Genomic DNA, 16,018 nt, shown 5'->3' with positions numbered 1-16,018 from the left:
AAGGAGACCTCACCAATGAATACTCCCGCCAGTACCCCCGCGAACCTGATCGTTCCCGGCCAGGCCGACGTTCAGCACCTGCTGCAGGACGCTGTGACCGAGCAGGGCTACCCCGGTGTGATCCTCGGTGTCGGTGACGGTACTCAGCAGTGGTTCGCCGCCGAGGGCGTGGCCGACACCGCCACCGGCAGCACGCGTACCGCCGATGAGCAGTTCCGCGTCGGCAGCATCACCAAGACCTTCACCGCGACTTTGGTGCTGCAGCTGGCCGCCGAGCACAAGCTGAGCCTGGACGACACCGTCGAGCAGTGGCTGCCCGGCCTGGTCCAGGGCAACGGCCACGACGGTAGCAAGATCACCATCAGGCAGTTGCTCAACCACACCAGCGGCATCTTCGCCTACACCCTCGACTCCGGCATGCTGGAGCGCTACTGGAGCCCCAAGCTGCTGGAGCACCGCTTCGACAACCCCACTCCCGAGGACCTGGTAAAGATCGCCGTGTCGAACCCGGCCGACTTCGAGCCGGGCCAGAGCTGGGGCTACTCCAACACCAACTTCGTCCTCGCCGCCATGATCGTCGAAAAGGCGGACGGTGTCTCCTTCGCCGAGGCCATCGACCGCCGCATCGCCCGCCCGCTCAACCTGTCCGGCACCTACGCCCCCGGCACCGAGACAGGCTTCCGCGGCCCACACGGCAGCGCCTACTCCCGGCTCATGATTCCCGACGCCGACGCCCCCGTGCATGACGTCACCGAGCAGAGCCCGGCCTGGGCCTTCGGCGTCGGCGAACTCGTCTCCACCGCCGCCGACCTCAACCTCTTCCTCGCCGCCCTGCTCAAGGGCTGCCTGCTGCCCGCAGCCCAGATGGAGGAGATGTTCACCATGACGCCGGTCCCGGACGGCAAGTGGCTCGACGGCTACAGCTACGGCCTGGGCATCTCCTCGGTCACCCTGCCCAGCGGCATTACCGTCTACGGACACGGCGGCATGATCACCGGCACCTGGTCCTACCTGTACGGCACCCGCGACGGCGACCTGGTCACCGTCCAGAACGTCAACGGCGACTGGGGCATGCCGCCCGTGGGCCTGTTCATCGACATCCTCGACGCCGCCTTCCGCCCCGCCGCCTGACCTGCCGCGCTCCTTGACACCCCTTTCGATCACTAGGAGTTCCTGATGCCCTCTTTGATGACCTTGCGCACGCTCGTCACCGCGGTGACGTTGGCAGGAGCCACCGCCGTGGCGGCCGCCCCGGCGAGCGCCGTAACTCGTTCGGCGGTCCAGACTGTGCTGGACGAGACGGTGGCCGCCGGCATTCCGGGCATGGTCGCCGAGGTGCGTGACCGCGGCAGGCGTAGGTTCGCCGCCGCGGGAGTGGCCGACACCACCACCGGCCGCCCACGCACGCCGCAGGAACGCTTCCGCGTCGGCAGCATCACCAAGGCGTTCACCGCCACGTTGGTGCTGCAACTGGCCGCCGAGCGCAAGCTGAGCCTGAACGACACGGTGGAGCAGTGGCTGCCCGGCCTGGTCAAAGGCAACGGCAACGACGGCAGCAAGATCACCATCAGGCAACTGCTCAACCAGACCAGCGGGCTCTACAACATGTATCTGGACGAGAAGATGCTCTACAAGTACTCGGGGCCGGGCTTCCTCGAGCATCGCTTCGACAAGGTCAACCCTGAAGAACTCATCGCGGTCGCGATGGCCTACCCGCCGTACTTCGAGCCCGGCACCGCCTTCCGCTACTCCAACGCCAACTACGACCTCGCCGGAATGATCGTCGAGAAGGCGACCGGCAAACCCTACGCCGACCAACTCGCCCGACGGATCGCCCGCCCGCTCGGCCTGTCCGGGACCTACCTGCCGGGCAACGAGACCAGGATCCGCGGACCGCACCCGCGACACTACTCCCGGCTGTGGTCAGCCGACCCCGACGCCAAGACCTACGACGTCACTGAGCAGAACGCCTCCTACGCCTGGGCGGCCGGCGGCGTCGTCTCCACCACCGGGGACCTGAGCCGCTTCCTGGCCGCACTGCACGACGGCACGCTGCTGCCGCCGGCCCAGCAGAAGGAGATCTGGAACACCAGCGTCTCGACCGAAGGGGCGGGCTGGATCCCCGGCACACGGTACGGCATGGGCACCTGGCAGCAGCAACTGTCCTGCGGTGAGACCGTCTGGGGCATGGGCGGCGCCATCAACGGCTCCTACACCTACGCCATGGGGAGCCGCGACGGCAAGCACACCGTCGTCACCAACATGAACGGCGACTGGAACAACCCGATCGCCGCCCTCACCAAGGCGGTCGAGGCCGAGTTCTGCCCGCCCCCATCCCGCTGACACCGCACAACGCCCCGGACCCGTCATCCCCGGCCGAACGACATCGGCCGGGGCCGCCTCGTATCTGGCCCCTCGCACGGTGACGGCACCGATGAGCTCCACGATCTCGTCGCCCATCGGTATCGCCGCAGGTCACCGGCCGGGTTTGTGTCACATTGCCAGCGGGGCAGGAGTTTTCCCAACGATGGCGCGTTGGCGGCGGAAGGTGGCGATCAACGTGACCTCGGGGTTCCGGTTGGAATGGCCGATCACGGACGACCTCGTCACGCCGCGGGCGGCCGTGCGGGCCTTCGGCACCGGTGCCGGCCTGGCCGACCGGGGCTGACCGATCTGTGACGCGCGGCCAGCGAGGCCGCCGCCAAGGTGCTGGAACACGGCGAAGGCGGCACTTTGATCACCTGAAGCGACCCCTGCGGGGTGAGTCTGGAGGTCGTGGACGCGCCCGGCGCGTTGACCATGGCGTACTTGACCGTCGATCCCGACCCGGATCGAGACCGGCACCCACTCCTACCGGTTGGCGCAGACCCGGGCCCGGGCGGAGGCTTCAGCCACCCAGAAGGCGGCCGCAGGCTGACGGTTGTTCTCAAGAGCCCTCACCGTCGTCCTGATGGGCACCACGTCGGCTAGCGCGGCGTGAACGGCCAGGCGAAGGCCGATCGGGGCGCGGCGGTACACTGCCTCTCGGATCAGCGGGTGCCGGAAGATCACGGCTTCCTCGTCCACCTTGACCAATCCGGCCTTCTCCGCGGGCAGCAGGTCGGCCGCGCCCGCCCCGAACCGGCCGGCCGCCGTCAGCACCTCGCCGAGCCCGTCGGCGGTCGCGGCGATCAGCAGCAAGATCCGGGTCGACTCGGGCAGGTGGTCCACCTGCCCGGCGAAAGCCGCCTGGAGACGGCTGCTCAGCGGAAGCGCATCCAGGCGTCCGCCACGCGCGGCGTCCTCGCCGACGGCTTCGTCGCGCAGCGCCGCCGGGAGTTCGATCAATGCGAGCGGGTTCCCCCGTGCCTCGGCGAGCACCCGGTACCGCAGCGCCGGGGCCGGTTCCGTCCCCGTGTCCGGACGTGCGCCGTTGTGCACGGTCCCGTCCAGCAGGGCCGCCGCGGCGGGGGCGCTCAGGCCGCTCAGCCGCAGCTCGGGAAGGCCGGGCAATTCTTCGTCACCGCGGGTGGCCACGAGCAGGACGACGGCCTCGGAATCCAGGCGCCGGGCGGCGAACGCCAGCGCATCCAGCGAGGAACGATCCAGCCAGTGCGCGTCGTCGACCAGGCAGAGCACCGGGCGTTCCTCGGCCGCCTCCGCCAGCAGCGACAGCACCGCCAGCCCGACCAGCAGCCGGTCGGTGCCCGCGGCCGACGGGGCCAGGCCGAGCGCCCCCGACAGCGCCTGCCGCTGCGGCTCGGGCAACGCGTCCAGCCTGTCCAGTACGGGATGCAGCAGCAGATGCAGCCCCGCGAACGCCAGATCCTGCTCGGTCGGGACCGCTACCCGCCGGATGACCTGCAGCCCGTGCCCGTGAGCGGCGGCGTGCTCCAGCAACGTCGTCTTGCCGATGCCAGGTTCGCCACGCAGCACCAGCGCGCCACTGCCGCCCCCGCGGAGGCCGGCCAGAAGCCGGTCAATGGCCGATATCTCCGCTTCCCGCCCGTACAGCATGACCATGACGCTACCGATGCGCGTCAACCAGTCCGAACGAAAATGCCTAAGCGCGACAGATTCGCCGAAACGCCGTCCTTCTTAAGGTTGTGACCGAACGCAGCCAGAATATGGAGGACGCCATGAACGACGTCAGCAACCTCATCGACCGCTACATCGCTACCTGGAACGAGACCGACCAGACCACCCGCCGCGCCGCCATCGCCGAACTGTGGGCCGAAAACGGCACCTACACCGACCCGATCGGCGTCGCCGAAGGCCGTGACGCCATCGACGCGACCATCGCGGCCGTCCAGGCCCAATTCCAGGGCCTGACCTTCACCCTTGCCGGACCGGTGGACGCCCACCACGACATCGCCCGCCTCACCTGGGCTCTCGGGCAGGCCGGCGGCGAGGCCCTGGTCATCGGGTTCGACGTCGCAGTGCTGGATGCCGACGGCCGCATAACCACGGTGCACGGCTTCCTGGACAAGGTCCCCGCCACAGTGTGATCCCGGACAATTCGGCCTGGCCGGGTGAGACCGACTGGCGTCGGCAACGAACGCGTCCTCGCCGCACCGCCAGGATCACTTCGTCGCCCGGAATGACGCTGCCTGTCAGGCTCTGCCGTGCTCGCCGGCCTGGTCGATGCGACCGCGTCATCGTTCGGAGCAAGATGCTGCTGCCCCGGCCTGCGTCGTGCAGGCCGGGGCGGCTCCGCTCACGGCCTGACGGATGCCTGTGAGTACCACTGCCCGCCATGTTCAGCTGGACGTCAAGGCCGCGGCCGTTGACAGGCCAGGACCTGTTCGAGGGCCTCAGCCGTCGGTGGGGCAGGCGCCGCCGCGCCGCGATCTGACCGATCTGGTTGCCCAACCGCTCACGTCCATGCCCTTCCCAGCATCTACTAATTAGATCGGATGTCATCTCGACGAGACGAGGCGAACCCGACAGATCCATTCCCGACATCCCCTTGACCTAATGAACGCCCGGCAGGGTGTAGTGGATGGAGCCGGGGGCGGGTCTCGCCGGATCAGCGCGGCCTGCTGGTGGCAGAATCTCAGCGCGCTGACTCGGAGCTTGAGATGGGTGAACGGTGACCGGCTGTGTTGGGGACCATGGGCGAAGAATCATCACGTCCATCAGTGGGCCGTCCTCGAAGAACCGCCTTCCTACCCCGCCGGCGACGACCGCACGCGCGAAAGGCGCTCGCCGGGTGATCGCGTCCGCGGCCTGGTAGCGGTTGGCGCCTCTGCCCGGAAGGATGGCAACGCCGGTGACAGCGTGACCGGCCCCGGACGGCGGCTGAGAGGAAGACAACTCGTGATCACACCGTTGCGCATGGGACTGGTGGGCTACGGCTTCGGTGGCCGGTACTTCCACGCGCCGCTGCTCGCCTCCGCCCCGGAGTGCGAGTTCCTGGGCGTGGTCACCAGGAACTCGCCCGAGCGCCGCGAACAGGTCGGCAAGGAGCTCGGCCTGCCGACGTACGCCTCGCTCGAGGAACTGGCCGCGGCCGGCGCCGAGGCGGTGGCGATCTCGACGCCGGCGGACACCCACATGCCGTTGGTGCGCCAAGCCCTCGGCCTCGGACTCGCGGTGGTGTGCGACAAGCCGTTCGCGCTCGACGCCGCCGCCGCACGGGAGACCGTGGAGCTGGCCGAGCGGCTCGGCGTGACGCTGACGGTCTACCAGAACCGGCGTTGGGACTCCGACTTCCTGACGCTGCGGAAGCTGATCGACTCCGGGGCGCTCGGCACGCTCACGCGCTTCGAGTCCCGGTTCGAGAGGTTCGCCCCCGAACCCGGCCCGCCGGCCGCCGGCGGCGGCACCCTGCGCGACTTCGGCAGCCACCTGGTCGACCAGGCGCTGGTGCTGTCAGGACCGGTCGAACAGGTCTACGCGGAGATGCACCACCGCGACGGCGAGGATGGGCTCGACGACGACGTCTTCGTCGCGCTGACGCACCGCAACGGCGCCCGGTCCCACATCTGGGGGAGCTGGCGGCAGGGCGCGCCGGGCCCCCGATTCCGCGCGGCGGGGACCTCCGGCACGTACGTCGTCGACGGCCCCATGGACGGGCAGGAGGGCCTGCTGATCAGCGGGGCGACGCCCGCGTCACTGGGTGACCGCTGGGGAGCCGAGCCGGAGGAACGATGGGGCAGGGTGCTGCGCGGCGACCGCGTCGAGCCCGTGCCCTCCGCGCGTGGTGCGTGGGACACGTTCTACCCGGCGTTCGCGGGCGCGGTCCGCGGCACCCGGCCGGTTCCCGTCGACCCGTGGGACGCGGTGGCTACCGCCACCGTTCTGGACGCCGCGCGCGCCGGCGCGGCGAGCGGTCAGATCGTGCGCCTGCCGTAGCGGGGGTCCCGGCCGCCTGCGTCTCCGCGCGGCGCGTGCGGCGGCTGCCGCGGTGCGCCGGGCGCCGGGCGCCGGGCGGCGGGCGGCGGGCGGCGGGCGGCGGGCGGCGGGCGGCGGGCGGCGGGCGGCGGCGCAGCCTCGGCTTCCCGGATCGCCGTGCGCTCCGGGCTCACTGCCATTCGATGACCTCGTCCATCTGGACGCTGCTCTGGTCGCGGTGATAGTTGCTGATGTCCTCGATGTGCTGCTGCATGAGGGTACGGGCCAGCGTGCCGTGGCCGGCGACGATCGCCTTGGCCAGGCGCCGGTGGCTGGTGGCGATGAGGTCGCGGATCACTCTGGGGTCCTCGTTCACCGCGACGTGGTGCGTGACGACCTGTCCCATGGTCTGCAACGTCAATTCCAGGACGCGGTTGCGGGCCAGCGAGGCGATGGTGGCGTGGAAGGACGAGTGTTGCGCCACGAAGTCCTCCACCCCTGCCTGCTGCTCGTCATCGGCACAGTCATCGGAGTCGAGGAAGGGCGCCATCGCGGCCAACCGCGCGTCGCGCAGGGGGTGGCGCGCCGCGCGCGCGGCCAGCTCGCACTCGGCGAACACCCATGCCTCGAACAGCTCCTCGTACGTGGCGCCGGCCATCTGGTAGTAGAGCGTCGCGGTGCGGCCCAGGTTGGCCGGGTCCACCATGCCGACCACGGGGCCGCCGCCGGGCCCCCGGCGGATGGAGATGAGCCCTTGGACCTCCAGCAGGCGCAGGCCCTCCCGCAGCGACTCGCGGCTGACGCCGTACTCGGCCAGCATGGCCGCCTCGGACGGCAGCGCGTCACCGGATTGCCGTCCGGATGCGATGATGTCGCGTACGAGATCGCGGGCCATGCTCTCGGACGTCTTGAGGACACGCATCAGGCCGTCGCCACGTCCGATCGCGACGCGGCTCATGGCGGGGGTCTCAGCGCTGTCACGCCTGGTGGACATGGCATCAAGGCTACCGTTGAGTAAGACTCGGGATCAGAACCGGATGACGCCCCGGATGCCGTGCCAGGCGCGCATGTCCTCGTAGGCCTGGCCGATCTCGTCCATCGTGCCGACCAGCGCAACAGCGCGGTCGTCGCACAGGGTCAAGGCCGCGCGCGTCTTCACGTCCGCCTCCTCCTCTCCCTCACGTGGCACAGGCGTGGACCGGGCCGGACTGTTGTTTCGAGCATGTACCGAACCATAATCCTCATGAGGAATAACAACAAGGATTCTGGTACTTGCGGTTAATCCTCATGACATTTATGGTCCGAGGCACGCCCCGGTGCGACGAGCCGCTCCGGCCGCCACTCCCGATAGACCCGTTCGACCACCCCCAATTGATCACTACGACGGGTAGTCACATGTATGGCACCAAGACCCTGACGCTCCTCGCCACTGGCGTGCTCGCGACCGCCCTGGCGGCGTGCGGGACGACTTCGGAGCCGGCCCCGCAGGCGGCCGGACAGGCGTCCGCTCCAGCCGTGGCCCTGGCCGCGGCCAAGGAGAACCAGACCAAGTATCTGAAGCAGCCGACGAGCATCGTGCAGTCGACGCCGCTGAAGTCGGCGCCGCCCAAGAAGAAGGTCGCCTTCGTCCAGTGCGCGGACCCGAGCTGCGCCATCCTGGCCGGATACCTCGACGAGGCCGTCAAGTCCCTCGGCTGGGAACTGGTCACGGTGAGCGCCACGGCCACGGACCCGGGCGCCGCCGTCCAGCAGGCGATCGACGCCGGCGTGGACTACATCTCCACCACCGGCTACCCCACGGATCTGTTCAAGGTGCAGATGGCCGAGGCCAAGTCCAGGGGCATCCCGATGTTCCTCTGCTACTCCACCGACGTGCCGAAGGGCCCGGAGAACAACCTGTACTCCGACTGCAACGACGCCACCGCCGCCGAGGCCTACGCCCACGCCATGGCCGACCACCTCGCCGTCGACTCCGGCGGCACGGCCAACATCCTGGCGGTGACCATCCCGTCGTACCCGATCCTCAACGCGCAGACCGACGCGATGCGCGAGCAGCTGGCCAAGAACTGCCCCGGGTGCGAGCTCAACCTCCTCGAGGTGAGTGTGAACGACCTCGCCGGCGGCGCCGTGCCCCAGCGCATCAGCTCGTACCTGCAGACCGACCCCGACGTCGACCACCTGTTCTTCACCTACAACGGCCTGGAGACCGGCGTTCACCCCGCGCTCAAGTCCGCCGGGCTCCTGGAGCGGGTGAAGCTGGTCGGCACGCAGGGCGGCCAGGCGCAGATGGCCGGCATGGTCAACGGCACCTCTCAGGCGTGGACGGCCCTGTCCCAGGAGCTGGCCATGTGGACGATGGCGGACCAGATGGCCCGTCTCTCGGCCGATGCATGGTCTCTGGGGGACGAGCGCAAGACCGCGATCCCGCCGTTCTACCTGGTCACCACGCCGGAGGCGGCGAAGGAGATCGAGGGAGAGAAGGACGGCTGGCCCGGCCCCTCCGGGTTCAAGGACACGTTCAAGAAGCTGTGGGGCGTCTAGGTGAGCGGCCCCGCACTGGATCTCCACACGGTCTCGAAGACGTTCTCCGGCCAGGTCGTGCTCGACCGGGTGGACCTCACCCTCGTGGAAGGGCAGGTGCACGCCCTCGTCGGGCAGAACGGCTCCGGCAAGTCCACGCTGATCAAGATCCTGGCCGGCTACCACCGCCCCGATCCCGGGGCCGTCGCCACCGCGCGCGGTCTGCCCCTGCAGCTCGGCTCGCCGGTCGCGGCGCACGAGGCGGGCATCCGCTTCGTCCATCAGGACCTGGCGCTCGCCCTCGACCTGAGCGTGATGGAGAACGTCATGCTCAGCGTGCCCTATCCGCGCGTGTTCCCCGGCCGGATCGACTGGTGGGAGGCCCGGCTGAAGGCGGGCGAGCGGCTGGCCCGGGTCGGGCTGGAGGTGGACGTGGACCGGCCTGTGGGCGAGCTCAGCCTGGCGGACCGCACCGGGGTGGCCATCGCCCGGGCGCTGCCGGAGGCCGGCCAGGGCAAAGCCGTCCTGGTGCTCGACGAGCCGACCGCGGCGCTGCCGGCGGACGACGTCGAGCGGTTGCTGGCCACGATCAGGCGGCTGCGCGGCGCCGGGCACAGCGTGCTGATCGTCTCGCATCACCTGGACGAGATCCTCGACATCGCCGACCGGATCACCGTCCTGCGCGACGGCAGGAAGGTCGCCGCGGTCGACGCCTCCGTGATGAACCACAACGACCTCGGCCGGCTCATGATCGGCCACGACCTCGACCTGTCGGCCGGGCGCCACAAGCGCGACGACCTCGCCGAGCCGGCCGGCCCGGCGGCCCTGGAGCTCGGCGGGATCTCGGGAGGGACCGTCGCCGACGTCTCCCTCGCCGTCCACCACGGCCAGATCGTGGGCGTCGCCGGTCTGTCCGGCTCGGGCCGGGAGGCGATCGGGCCGATGCTCTCTGGCAGGCTGGACCGGTCCGGCGGCGTGCGCGTGGCCGGCACCACCGTGCCGCCGGGCGACCCCGCCGCCGCCCTCGCGGCCGGCCTCGCCTTCGTGCCGGGCGAGCGCGCGCGGTACGGCACCTTCCCCGCCCTGTCCGTACGGCAGAACCTGACCATGGGCTCACTCCGCCGGCACCTGCGGCGCGGCTACATCGACGCCCGTTCCGAGCGCCGCGAGGTGCACGGCTGGATCGACGACTTCGGCATCGTCACCCGGAGCGCCGACGCCCCCATCACCAGCCTGTCCGGCGGCAACCAGCAGAAGGTCCTGGTGGCCCGCGCGCTGCGCCTGGCGCCGAAGGCGCTGGTGCTCGACGATCCCACGGCCGGCATCGACGTCAAGGCGCGCGACGCGGTGCACACCATCATCGAGCGCAGCACCCGCCAGGGGCTCGCGGTCCTGCTGGTGTCCACCGACAGCGACGAACTGGCCCGCCTGTCCGACCGGGTCCTGGTCCTCAGCCACGGCAGGGTCGTGCGCGTCTTGCGCAGGGGCGCCGACCTGTCCCCGGAGGCCATCGACCACGCTCAGGTCTCCGCAGGAGGTACGCATTGAACCTGTTCTCCACCCGCTCCCCCGCAAGGAGCGCCCCCGATGGCGTCGCCGGCGGCGTCGCCGGCGGGGACGGCGCCCCGCAGGAGGCGCCGCACACCCCGATCGGCACGATCCTGGGCCGCTACAGCGCGGTGTTCCTGTTCGCGGCCTTCCTCATCGTGTTCGGCACGCTGCGGCCCGAGCTGTTCCTGACCGCCGGCACGTTCCGCATCACCTTCGCCGAAGGCGTGGTGACCGCGGTGCTGGCCCTGGCCTTCCTGATCCCGCTGGCCGCGGGGGTATACGACCTGTCGATCGGCGCCATGATGGGGCTGTCGCTGGTGATGATCACCTGGTTCTCGGTGAACACCGATATCCCGATCTTCCTGATCTGCCTCGGCAGCGTGCTGCTGTGCTGCCTCGTCGGCCTGATCAGCGGGGTGTTGGTGGTCCGGTTCCGGGTCAACTCGCTGATCGCGACACTCGGGGTGAGCCAGCTGCTGTCCGCGGTGGCGCTGAAGGTGTCGGAGAACCGTCAGGTCATCGGCGAGTTCTCCCCTGGCTTCGCCGACCTGGGCAGCGGCGACGTCCTCGGCATCCCCTTCGTGGTGCTGTACCTGCTCCTGCTGGCGGCCGCCGTGTGGTTCGTGCTGGAGCACACGCCGTCGGGGCGCTACCTGTTCGCCGTCGGCAGCAACCCGGACGCCGCCAGGCTGGCCGGGCTGTCCACCACCCGGCTCGTGTACGGGTCGCTGATCGCCTCGGCGGCGGTGGCCGGGATCGCCGGGGTCGTCTTCGCGATGCGCGTCGGCAGTTACACCGCGGACGCCGGGCCGGGGCTGCTCTTCCCGGCGCTGGCGGCGGTGTTCTTCGGCGCGTCGCAGTTCTCCCGCCGCCCGAACGTCTGGGGCACGTTGATCGCGTACTTCGCCCTGGCGTTCGGCGTCAAGGGCCTGCAGCTGTCGTTCGGGCCGGGCACCTTCTGGATCCAGCCGCTGTTCCAGGGCGCGGCGCTGCTGATCGCGGTGGCCCTGGCGAGCAGACAGATCACCCACACCCGGCGCAGCCGGCGGGCACAGGCACGCCGGACCGGCCCCGACGATGCGTCCGCCACCTGAAAGGAGTGTTGCCGGATGAGCAGCACGTTGACCGACCCCTCTGTCTACCCGATCTCGGCGGACACCGTCCGCGAGCTGTCCCGCCCGCTGTTCGGTCACGTGATCGACGGCGAGGTGGTCCCGTCCGCCGACGGCGCGACCATGCCGGTCGTCGACCCGGCGACGGAACGGCAGGTGGCCGTCGCGGCCGCCGGCTCTGCCGCGGACGCCGAACGGGCCGCGCGGTCGGCGCGGGCCGCGTTCGACGACGGCCGGTGGCGCTTCCTCGCGCCGCTGGAGCGGGAGCGGCGGCTGCGCCGCCTGTCCTCCCTGCTCGCGGAGCGGGCCGACGTCTTCACCGAGCTCGACGTGATCGACTCGGGACTGCTGCGGTGGTACGAGAGCTTCATCGTGCAGTTCGCCGTCGACGGCATCGACTACTACGCGGGCTGGCCGACGAAGCTGGAGGGAACGATCCCGTCGGTGCCGTCCGACCTGGTCGTCTACCAGCACCGCGAGCCGATCGGCGTGATCGGCCTCATCACCCCGTGGAACGGGCCGACCTCGGTGCTGGCCTTCGTGGCCGCGGTGCTCGCCGCCGGCAACAGCGTCGTGCTCAAGCCCGCCGAGCAGACCCCGATGTCCGCGGTGCTCATGGCCGAGCTGGCGCTGGAGGCCGGCATCCCGCCCGGCGTGTTCAACGTGCTGCAAGGGCCCGGCGAGTCGGCGGGCGCCGCGCTCGTCACGTCACCGTACGTGGACGCCGTCTCCTTCACCGGCTCGGTGGCCACCGGATCGGCGATCCAGGCGGCGGCCGCCGCCCGGGTCAAGCGGGTGGGCCTCGAACTGGGCGGCAAGAGCGCGCTGATCGTCTTCCCGGACGCGGACCTGGAGGCCGCGGCGGCGGCGGCGATGATGGGCGTGTGGGGCGCGTCCGGCCAGGTGTGCACCGCCGGCAGCCGGGTGCTCGTCCACCGCGACGTGCGCGAGGAACTGGTGAGCAGGATCGTCGAGGGCTCGCGCGACCTGCGGATCGGCTCGGGCTTCGACCCCGGCAGCCAGCTCGGCCCGCTGGTGTCCGCGCAGCAGCTGGAGCGCGTGCGCCGTTACGTCGGCTACGGCCTGGAGGACGGCGCCGAGCTGGTGCTCGGCGGCGATCGGCACGGCGACGTCGGCTACTTCCACCAGCCGACCGTCTTCACCTCGGTGCGCAACGACATGCGCATCGCGCAGGAGGAGATCTTCGGGCCGGTGATGTCGGTGCTGGAGTTCGGCTCGGAGGAGGAGGCGTACACGATCGCCAACGACACCGACTACGGCCTGGCCGCCGGCGTCTGGACGAACGACCTCGGCCGGGCCCACCGTGCCGGCCGGGCGCTGCGCGCCGGAACCGTGTGGGTGAACACCTACCAGATGGTCTATCCGACGGTGGCCTACGGCGGCGTGAAGCTGTCCGGGCACGGCCGCAACCTGGGCGCGGCGTCGCTGGACGACCTGACCCAGGTCAAGAGCGTGTGGATGAAGGTCGGCTGACGAACGTGGAGGGAGCGACCATGAGGACCCAGTCAGAGGTGGCGGCGACGCTGGACCGGGCCGAGGTGACCGACGTGCTGTACCGGTACGCCTCGTGCATCGACAGAAGGGACCTCGGCGGGCTGCGGGCCACGTTCGCCGACGACCTGCGGGCGCAGTACGGCAACGCGGAACCCGTCACCGGCGGCGACGCCGTCGCGCGGTGGATCGACGAGGCCACCCGGGACTGCCTGTGGCAGCACCACCTGCTCAGCGTCTACCACGTGGACGTCGCCGGGGACGAGGCGAGCGCGCTGGTCTACCACACCTCGCACCAGTGCTTCGCCGCCGCCCCGGACACGGCTCACGTCCTGGTCGGCCGGTACCACAACCGGCTGCGCCGGGAGGCGGACGGCTGGCGGATCAGCAGTCTGGTACTGGAGATTTTGTGGGGCGAGCGGCGCACGGACACGACCGGCTACCTGGCCGCGGTCGGCGGCCGAGGGCCCGAGCTGGGACACCAGGCCCAGGCGGACGCCCCCGCGGCGGCGGGAGCCGGCCACGAGGATGTGCGGCTCTGACATGGCCGGCGGCATGAGGGACCCGCTCGATCTCGCCGGGCTGCGGCTGCGCAACCGGCTGGTGGCGGTCGCGCACGGACTGGCGGACGTGCGCGACGGCGCCCCGACCGAGACCGACGCCGCCTACTGGCGGCGGCTCGCCTCGGGAGGCGCGGCCATGGTCATCACCGGCGGCACGGTCGTGGCCAGGGAGTCGACGCTGCGGCAACGCTACCTGACCGAGGCGTACCGGCCACCGATCCGCGAGGCGCTGCGGCGCCGCGCCGAGGCCATCACGGGCGAGGGCGCAGTGGCGATCTCCCAGCTCGTCCACCTGGGCCGGGAGACCCTCGGCGCCGGCAACCACTTCCACCCCGTGTCCGCGAGCGGCGTACGCTCCCCGCGGGAGCCGACTGCCCCGCGCCCGCTGACCGTGGACGAGGTGCGCGGCGTGGTGGAGGGGTTCCGCGTCTCGGCGGGCAACTGCGTCGAGGCCGGTTACCACGGCGTCGAGCTGCACGCGGCGCACGGGTACCTGCTCGCCCAGTTCCTGTCGCCGGTCACCAACGGCCGCGACGACGCCTACGGAGGGGACGCCGACCGGCGCGCGGCGCTGCTGTGCGAGGTCATCGACGCGGTCCGCGCCGAGATCGGCGGGCGGCCGATCGGGGTGCGCCTGTCGATCGCGAACGGCGCCGAGCCCGAGCTGGAGCTCGACGACCTGCTCGACATCGCCCGGCGGGTGTCCGCCGCGTCCCCGTTCGACTACCTCAACGTCACCACGGGCGTGCGCAACACCTACGTGCCCGGTATGGCCACCACCGGGCCGCCCCTGCTGGAGTCGGTCGCCGCGCTGCGCCGGGCGGTCTCCGTCCCGCTGCTGGTGAGCCAGTCGTTCCGGACGGCCGCCGACATCGGGCGGGCGCTGCGGCTGGGCGCGGACCTGGTCGGCATGGCGCGGCCGTTCATGGCCGACCCCGACGTGGCGAACAAGCTGCTGTCCGGCGACGAGCGGGGCGTCCGGCCGTGCACCTCCTGCAACGAGGACTGCCGCACGTTCGAGCCGACGGGCCTGTGCGCGGTCAATCCGGAGCTCGCGCCCCCCGGCGAGACCCGCCGGCCCGCGGCGCCGCTCGTCCTTCTCCAGGGTGACGGCCGTCAAGGAACACGGGCCGGCGGGTCGGGGCCGGTGGCGGTGGTCGGGGCGGGGCCCGCGGGCATGGAGTGCGCGCTGACGCTGGCCCGGCACGGAGTGGCCGTGACGGTGTTCGAGTCGGAGCCGTCAGTCGGCGGGCAGGCGGCGCTGGCGAGTCTCGCGCCGCAGCGCGGCGGCTGGCAGCGGTTCGTCGACTACCAGTACGCGCAGCTCACCGACCTTGGCGTGTGCGTACGCACGGGCGCGCCGCCGTCGGCCGCCGATCTGCGTGAGTACGGCGCCGTGGTGGTGGCGACGGGGGCCGTCGAGGAGGCCCCGGAGCTGCCCGGTGATCTGCCGGTCGTGTCCAGCACGGAGTTCCTCGGCGATCCCGGGCTCGCCGCGCGGGCCAGCCGCATCGCCGTGCTCGACGACGGCTTCGGATGGTGGTCCGGCATCGGCGCGGTGCAGGCCGCGATCGAGCGGGAGGCGGCCGAGGTCGTCCTGCTCACTCCCGGAGCGGGCTTCGCCATGGGCGTGTCGGTGGAGAACAGGGCGCAGCTGCTGCACAGGCTGAAGGGCGCGCCGCTGCGGGTCATGCCGTTCACCACGGTGACGGCCACCCTGACCGCCGCCATCGAGACACGCGACGTGCTCAGCGGCAGGGCGCGCCGGGTCGAGGCCGACCTGCTCGTCGTCGTCGGCGAACGGATCGCGCGCGCTCCGTGGCCCGTCCCGGCGGACGGGCGGACCGTGGTGGCGATCGGCGACTGCGTGGTGCCCCGCCGGATGTCGCACGCGGTGGCGGAGGGACGTGCCACGGCCATGACGCTGGTCGCCCGCCCGGTCGCGCGCGCCCTTCACCGGTGATTCCCAGCGCAGGAGGGGAACGTCAGGCGGGGCGCCCCGAACGGAGCCGGCTGTACCACGTCACAACGCGACCACGACGGCTCTGACCTGTGGCTTTACGGGGTTCGTACCCGCAGGAAAGATCGCGTCTTGTGCCTGTTCGCCTGCTCTATCTGATCATGCTTCGGGTGTTCGGCCGGCTGACGTTGCTGGGCCGCGACCAGGCGTCGAAGGACGCAGAGATCATGGTGTTGCGTCATGAGATGGCGGTGCTGCGGCGTCAGGTCGGACAGCCGAAGCCGGACTGGGCCGATCGGGCCGTTCTCGCGGCGCTGGCCCGGTGGTTGCCGGCGGTGCTGCGCGCTCATCGGCTGGTCACCCCGGCAACGTTGCCGGCATGGCATCGTCGCTTGTTGCGACAGGCCTGGACCCACCCGCAGCGGCCCGGGCGTCCAAGAACGACTCCAGAGATGCGGGACCTGATTACCCGCCTGGCGCGGGAG

General features: G+C 71.1%; 15 protein-coding genes. 11 read left to right on the top strand and 4 right to left on the bottom strand.

Annotation, left to right across the window (positions count from 1 at the left end):
- Positions 1-15 precede the first annotated feature (15 nt).
- The 3 genes from ACIBX3_RS09990 (at position 16) to ACIBX3_RS09980 (ending at position 2,668) form a co-directional block, all read left to right on the top strand.
- Positions 16-1,131, top strand: coding sequence for a serine hydrolase domain-containing protein (locus tag ACIBX3_RS09990; protein WP_397115151.1), 1,116 nt, complete (start codon positions 16-18; stop codon positions 1,129-1,131).
- Positions 1,132-1,176: 45 nt separating this feature from the next.
- On the top strand, positions 1,177-2,343 hold the full coding sequence (locus ACIBX3_RS09985) for a serine hydrolase domain-containing protein (RefSeq protein ID WP_397115149.1): 1,167 nt from the start codon (positions 1,177-1,179) through the stop codon (positions 2,341-2,343).
- 184 nt (positions 2,344-2,527) lie between these two features.
- A complete protein-coding gene (locus ACIBX3_RS09980) occupies positions 2,528-2,668 on the top strand; it encodes a hypothetical protein (RefSeq protein ID WP_397115147.1) in 141 nt (46 codons plus the stop codon).
- 182 nt (positions 2,669-2,850) lie between these two features.
- Here ACIBX3_RS09980 and ACIBX3_RS09975 read toward each other — a convergent pair whose 3' ends face one another.
- Positions 2,851-3,996: an AAA family ATPase gene (locus ACIBX3_RS09975; RefSeq protein WP_397115145.1), complete on the bottom strand. Its 1,146-nt coding sequence runs from the start codon at positions 3,994-3,996 to the stop codon at positions 2,851-2,853.
- 122 nt (positions 3,997-4,118) lie between these two features.
- Between ACIBX3_RS09975 and ACIBX3_RS09970 the strand changes: the two genes are divergently transcribed.
- Positions 4,119-4,487, top strand: a complete 369-nt coding sequence (locus ACIBX3_RS09970; protein ID WP_397115143.1) for a nuclear transport factor 2 family protein — start codon at positions 4,119-4,121, stop codon at positions 4,485-4,487.
- A gap of 811 nt (positions 4,488-5,298) precedes the next feature.
- Complete coding sequence (locus ACIBX3_RS09965) at positions 5,299-6,336, top strand: Gfo/Idh/MocA family protein (RefSeq protein ID WP_397115141.1); 1,038 nt, start codon at positions 5,299-5,301, stop codon at positions 6,334-6,336.
- Here ACIBX3_RS09965 and ACIBX3_RS09960 read toward each other — a convergent pair.
- From ACIBX3_RS09960 to ACIBX3_RS09950, 3 genes are read right to left on the bottom strand one after another with little or no spacing between them, the layout of a single operon-like run.
- Entirely contained in the window at positions 6,315-6,515 is a 201-nt protein-coding gene (locus ACIBX3_RS09960; RefSeq protein ID WP_397115139.1) for a hypothetical protein, read from the bottom strand. The genes ACIBX3_RS09965 and ACIBX3_RS09960 overlap by 22 nt on opposite strands.
- On the bottom strand, positions 6,506-7,309 hold the full coding sequence (locus tag ACIBX3_RS09955; protein WP_397115137.1) for a FadR/GntR family transcriptional regulator: 804 nt from the start codon (positions 7,307-7,309) through the stop codon (positions 6,506-6,508). The genes ACIBX3_RS09960 and ACIBX3_RS09955 overlap by 10 nt, the downstream gene beginning before the upstream one ends.
- Positions 7,310-7,342: 33 nt before the next feature.
- The gene (locus ACIBX3_RS09950; protein ID WP_397115135.1) at positions 7,343-7,474 is read right to left on the bottom strand and encodes a hypothetical protein; all 132 of its coding nucleotides are present in this window, start codon (positions 7,472-7,474) and stop codon (positions 7,343-7,345) included.
- 236 nt (positions 7,475-7,710) lie between these two features.
- Between ACIBX3_RS09950 and ACIBX3_RS09945 the strand changes: the two genes are divergently transcribed.
- Genes ACIBX3_RS09945 through ACIBX3_RS09920 form a run of 6 tightly spaced genes read left to right on the top strand, consistent with a single transcriptional unit; the run spans position 7,711 to position 15,536 of the window.
- A complete protein-coding gene (locus ACIBX3_RS09945) occupies positions 7,711-8,856 on the top strand; it encodes a sugar ABC transporter substrate-binding protein (RefSeq protein ID WP_397115133.1) in 1,146 nt (381 codons plus the stop codon).
- Entirely contained in the window at positions 8,857-10,383 is a 1,527-nt protein-coding gene (locus ACIBX3_RS09940) for a sugar ABC transporter ATP-binding protein (RefSeq protein WP_397115131.1), read from the top strand.
- Entirely contained in the window at positions 10,380-11,480 is a 1,101-nt protein-coding gene (locus tag ACIBX3_RS09935; RefSeq protein WP_397115129.1) for an ABC transporter permease, read from the top strand. Before ACIBX3_RS09940 ends, ACIBX3_RS09935 begins: the two co-directional genes overlap by 4 nt.
- A 15-nt stretch (positions 11,481-11,495) precedes the next feature.
- Positions 11,496-12,992, top strand: a complete 1,497-nt coding sequence (locus ACIBX3_RS09930; protein ID WP_397115127.1) for an aldehyde dehydrogenase family protein — start codon at positions 11,496-11,498, stop codon at positions 12,990-12,992.
- Between the two features lie 20 nt (positions 12,993-13,012).
- Positions 13,013-13,552: a nuclear transport factor 2 family protein gene (locus ACIBX3_RS09925; RefSeq protein WP_397115125.1), complete on the top strand. Its 540-nt coding sequence runs from the start codon at positions 13,013-13,015 to the stop codon at positions 13,550-13,552.
- A 13-nt stretch (positions 13,553-13,565) separates the two neighbouring features.
- A complete protein-coding gene (locus tag ACIBX3_RS09920; RefSeq protein ID WP_397115123.1) occupies positions 13,566-15,536 on the top strand; it encodes an FAD-dependent oxidoreductase in 1,971 nt (656 codons plus the stop codon).
- The last annotated feature ends 482 nt before the right edge of the window (positions 15,537-16,018 follow it).

The sequence above is a fragment of the Nonomuraea sp. NPDC049480 genome, from assembly GCF_044465905.1.
Lineage (GTDB): Bacteria > Actinomycetota > Actinomycetes > Streptosporangiales > Streptosporangiaceae > Nonomuraea.
Note: the sequence above shows the minus strand (reverse complement) of the source record. Positions and strands in the feature narration are given on the sequence as shown.

Bases quoted from the DNA above. Each gene is read 5' to 3' on its own strand.
- ACIBX3_RS09990 (WP_397115151.1), top strand. From the start codon at position 16: ATGAATACTCCCGCCAGTACCCCCGCGAACCTGATCGTTCCCGGCCAG.
- ACIBX3_RS09985 (WP_397115149.1), top strand. From the start codon at position 1,177: ATGCCCTCTTTGATGACCTTGCGCACGCTCGTCACCGCGGTGACGTTG.
- ACIBX3_RS09980 (WP_397115147.1), top strand. From the start codon at position 2,528: ATGGCGCGTTGGCGGCGGAAGGTGGCGATCAACGTGACCTCGGGGTTC.
- ACIBX3_RS09975 (WP_397115145.1), bottom strand. From the start codon at position 3,996: ATGCTGTACGGGCGGGAAGCGGAGATATCGGCCATTGACCGGCTTCTG.
- ACIBX3_RS09970 (WP_397115143.1), top strand. From the start codon at position 4,119: ATGAACGACGTCAGCAACCTCATCGACCGCTACATCGCTACCTGGAAC.
- ACIBX3_RS09960 (WP_397115139.1), bottom strand. From the start codon at position 6,515: ATGGCAGTGAGCCCGGAGCGCACGGCGATCCGGGAAGCCGAGGCTGCG.
- ACIBX3_RS09955 (WP_397115137.1), bottom strand. From the start codon at position 7,309: ATGTCCACCAGGCGTGACAGCGCTGAGACCCCCGCCATGAGCCGCGTC.
- ACIBX3_RS09945 (WP_397115133.1), top strand. From the start codon at position 7,711: ATGTATGGCACCAAGACCCTGACGCTCCTCGCCACTGGCGTGCTCGCG.
- ACIBX3_RS09930 (WP_397115127.1), top strand. From the start codon at position 11,496: ATGAGCAGCACGTTGACCGACCCCTCTGTCTACCCGATCTCGGCGGAC.
- ACIBX3_RS09925 (WP_397115125.1), top strand. From the start codon at position 13,013: ATGAGGACCCAGTCAGAGGTGGCGGCGACGCTGGACCGGGCCGAGGTG.
- ACIBX3_RS09920 (WP_397115123.1), top strand. From the start codon at position 13,566: ATGAGGGACCCGCTCGATCTCGCCGGGCTGCGGCTGCGCAACCGGCTG.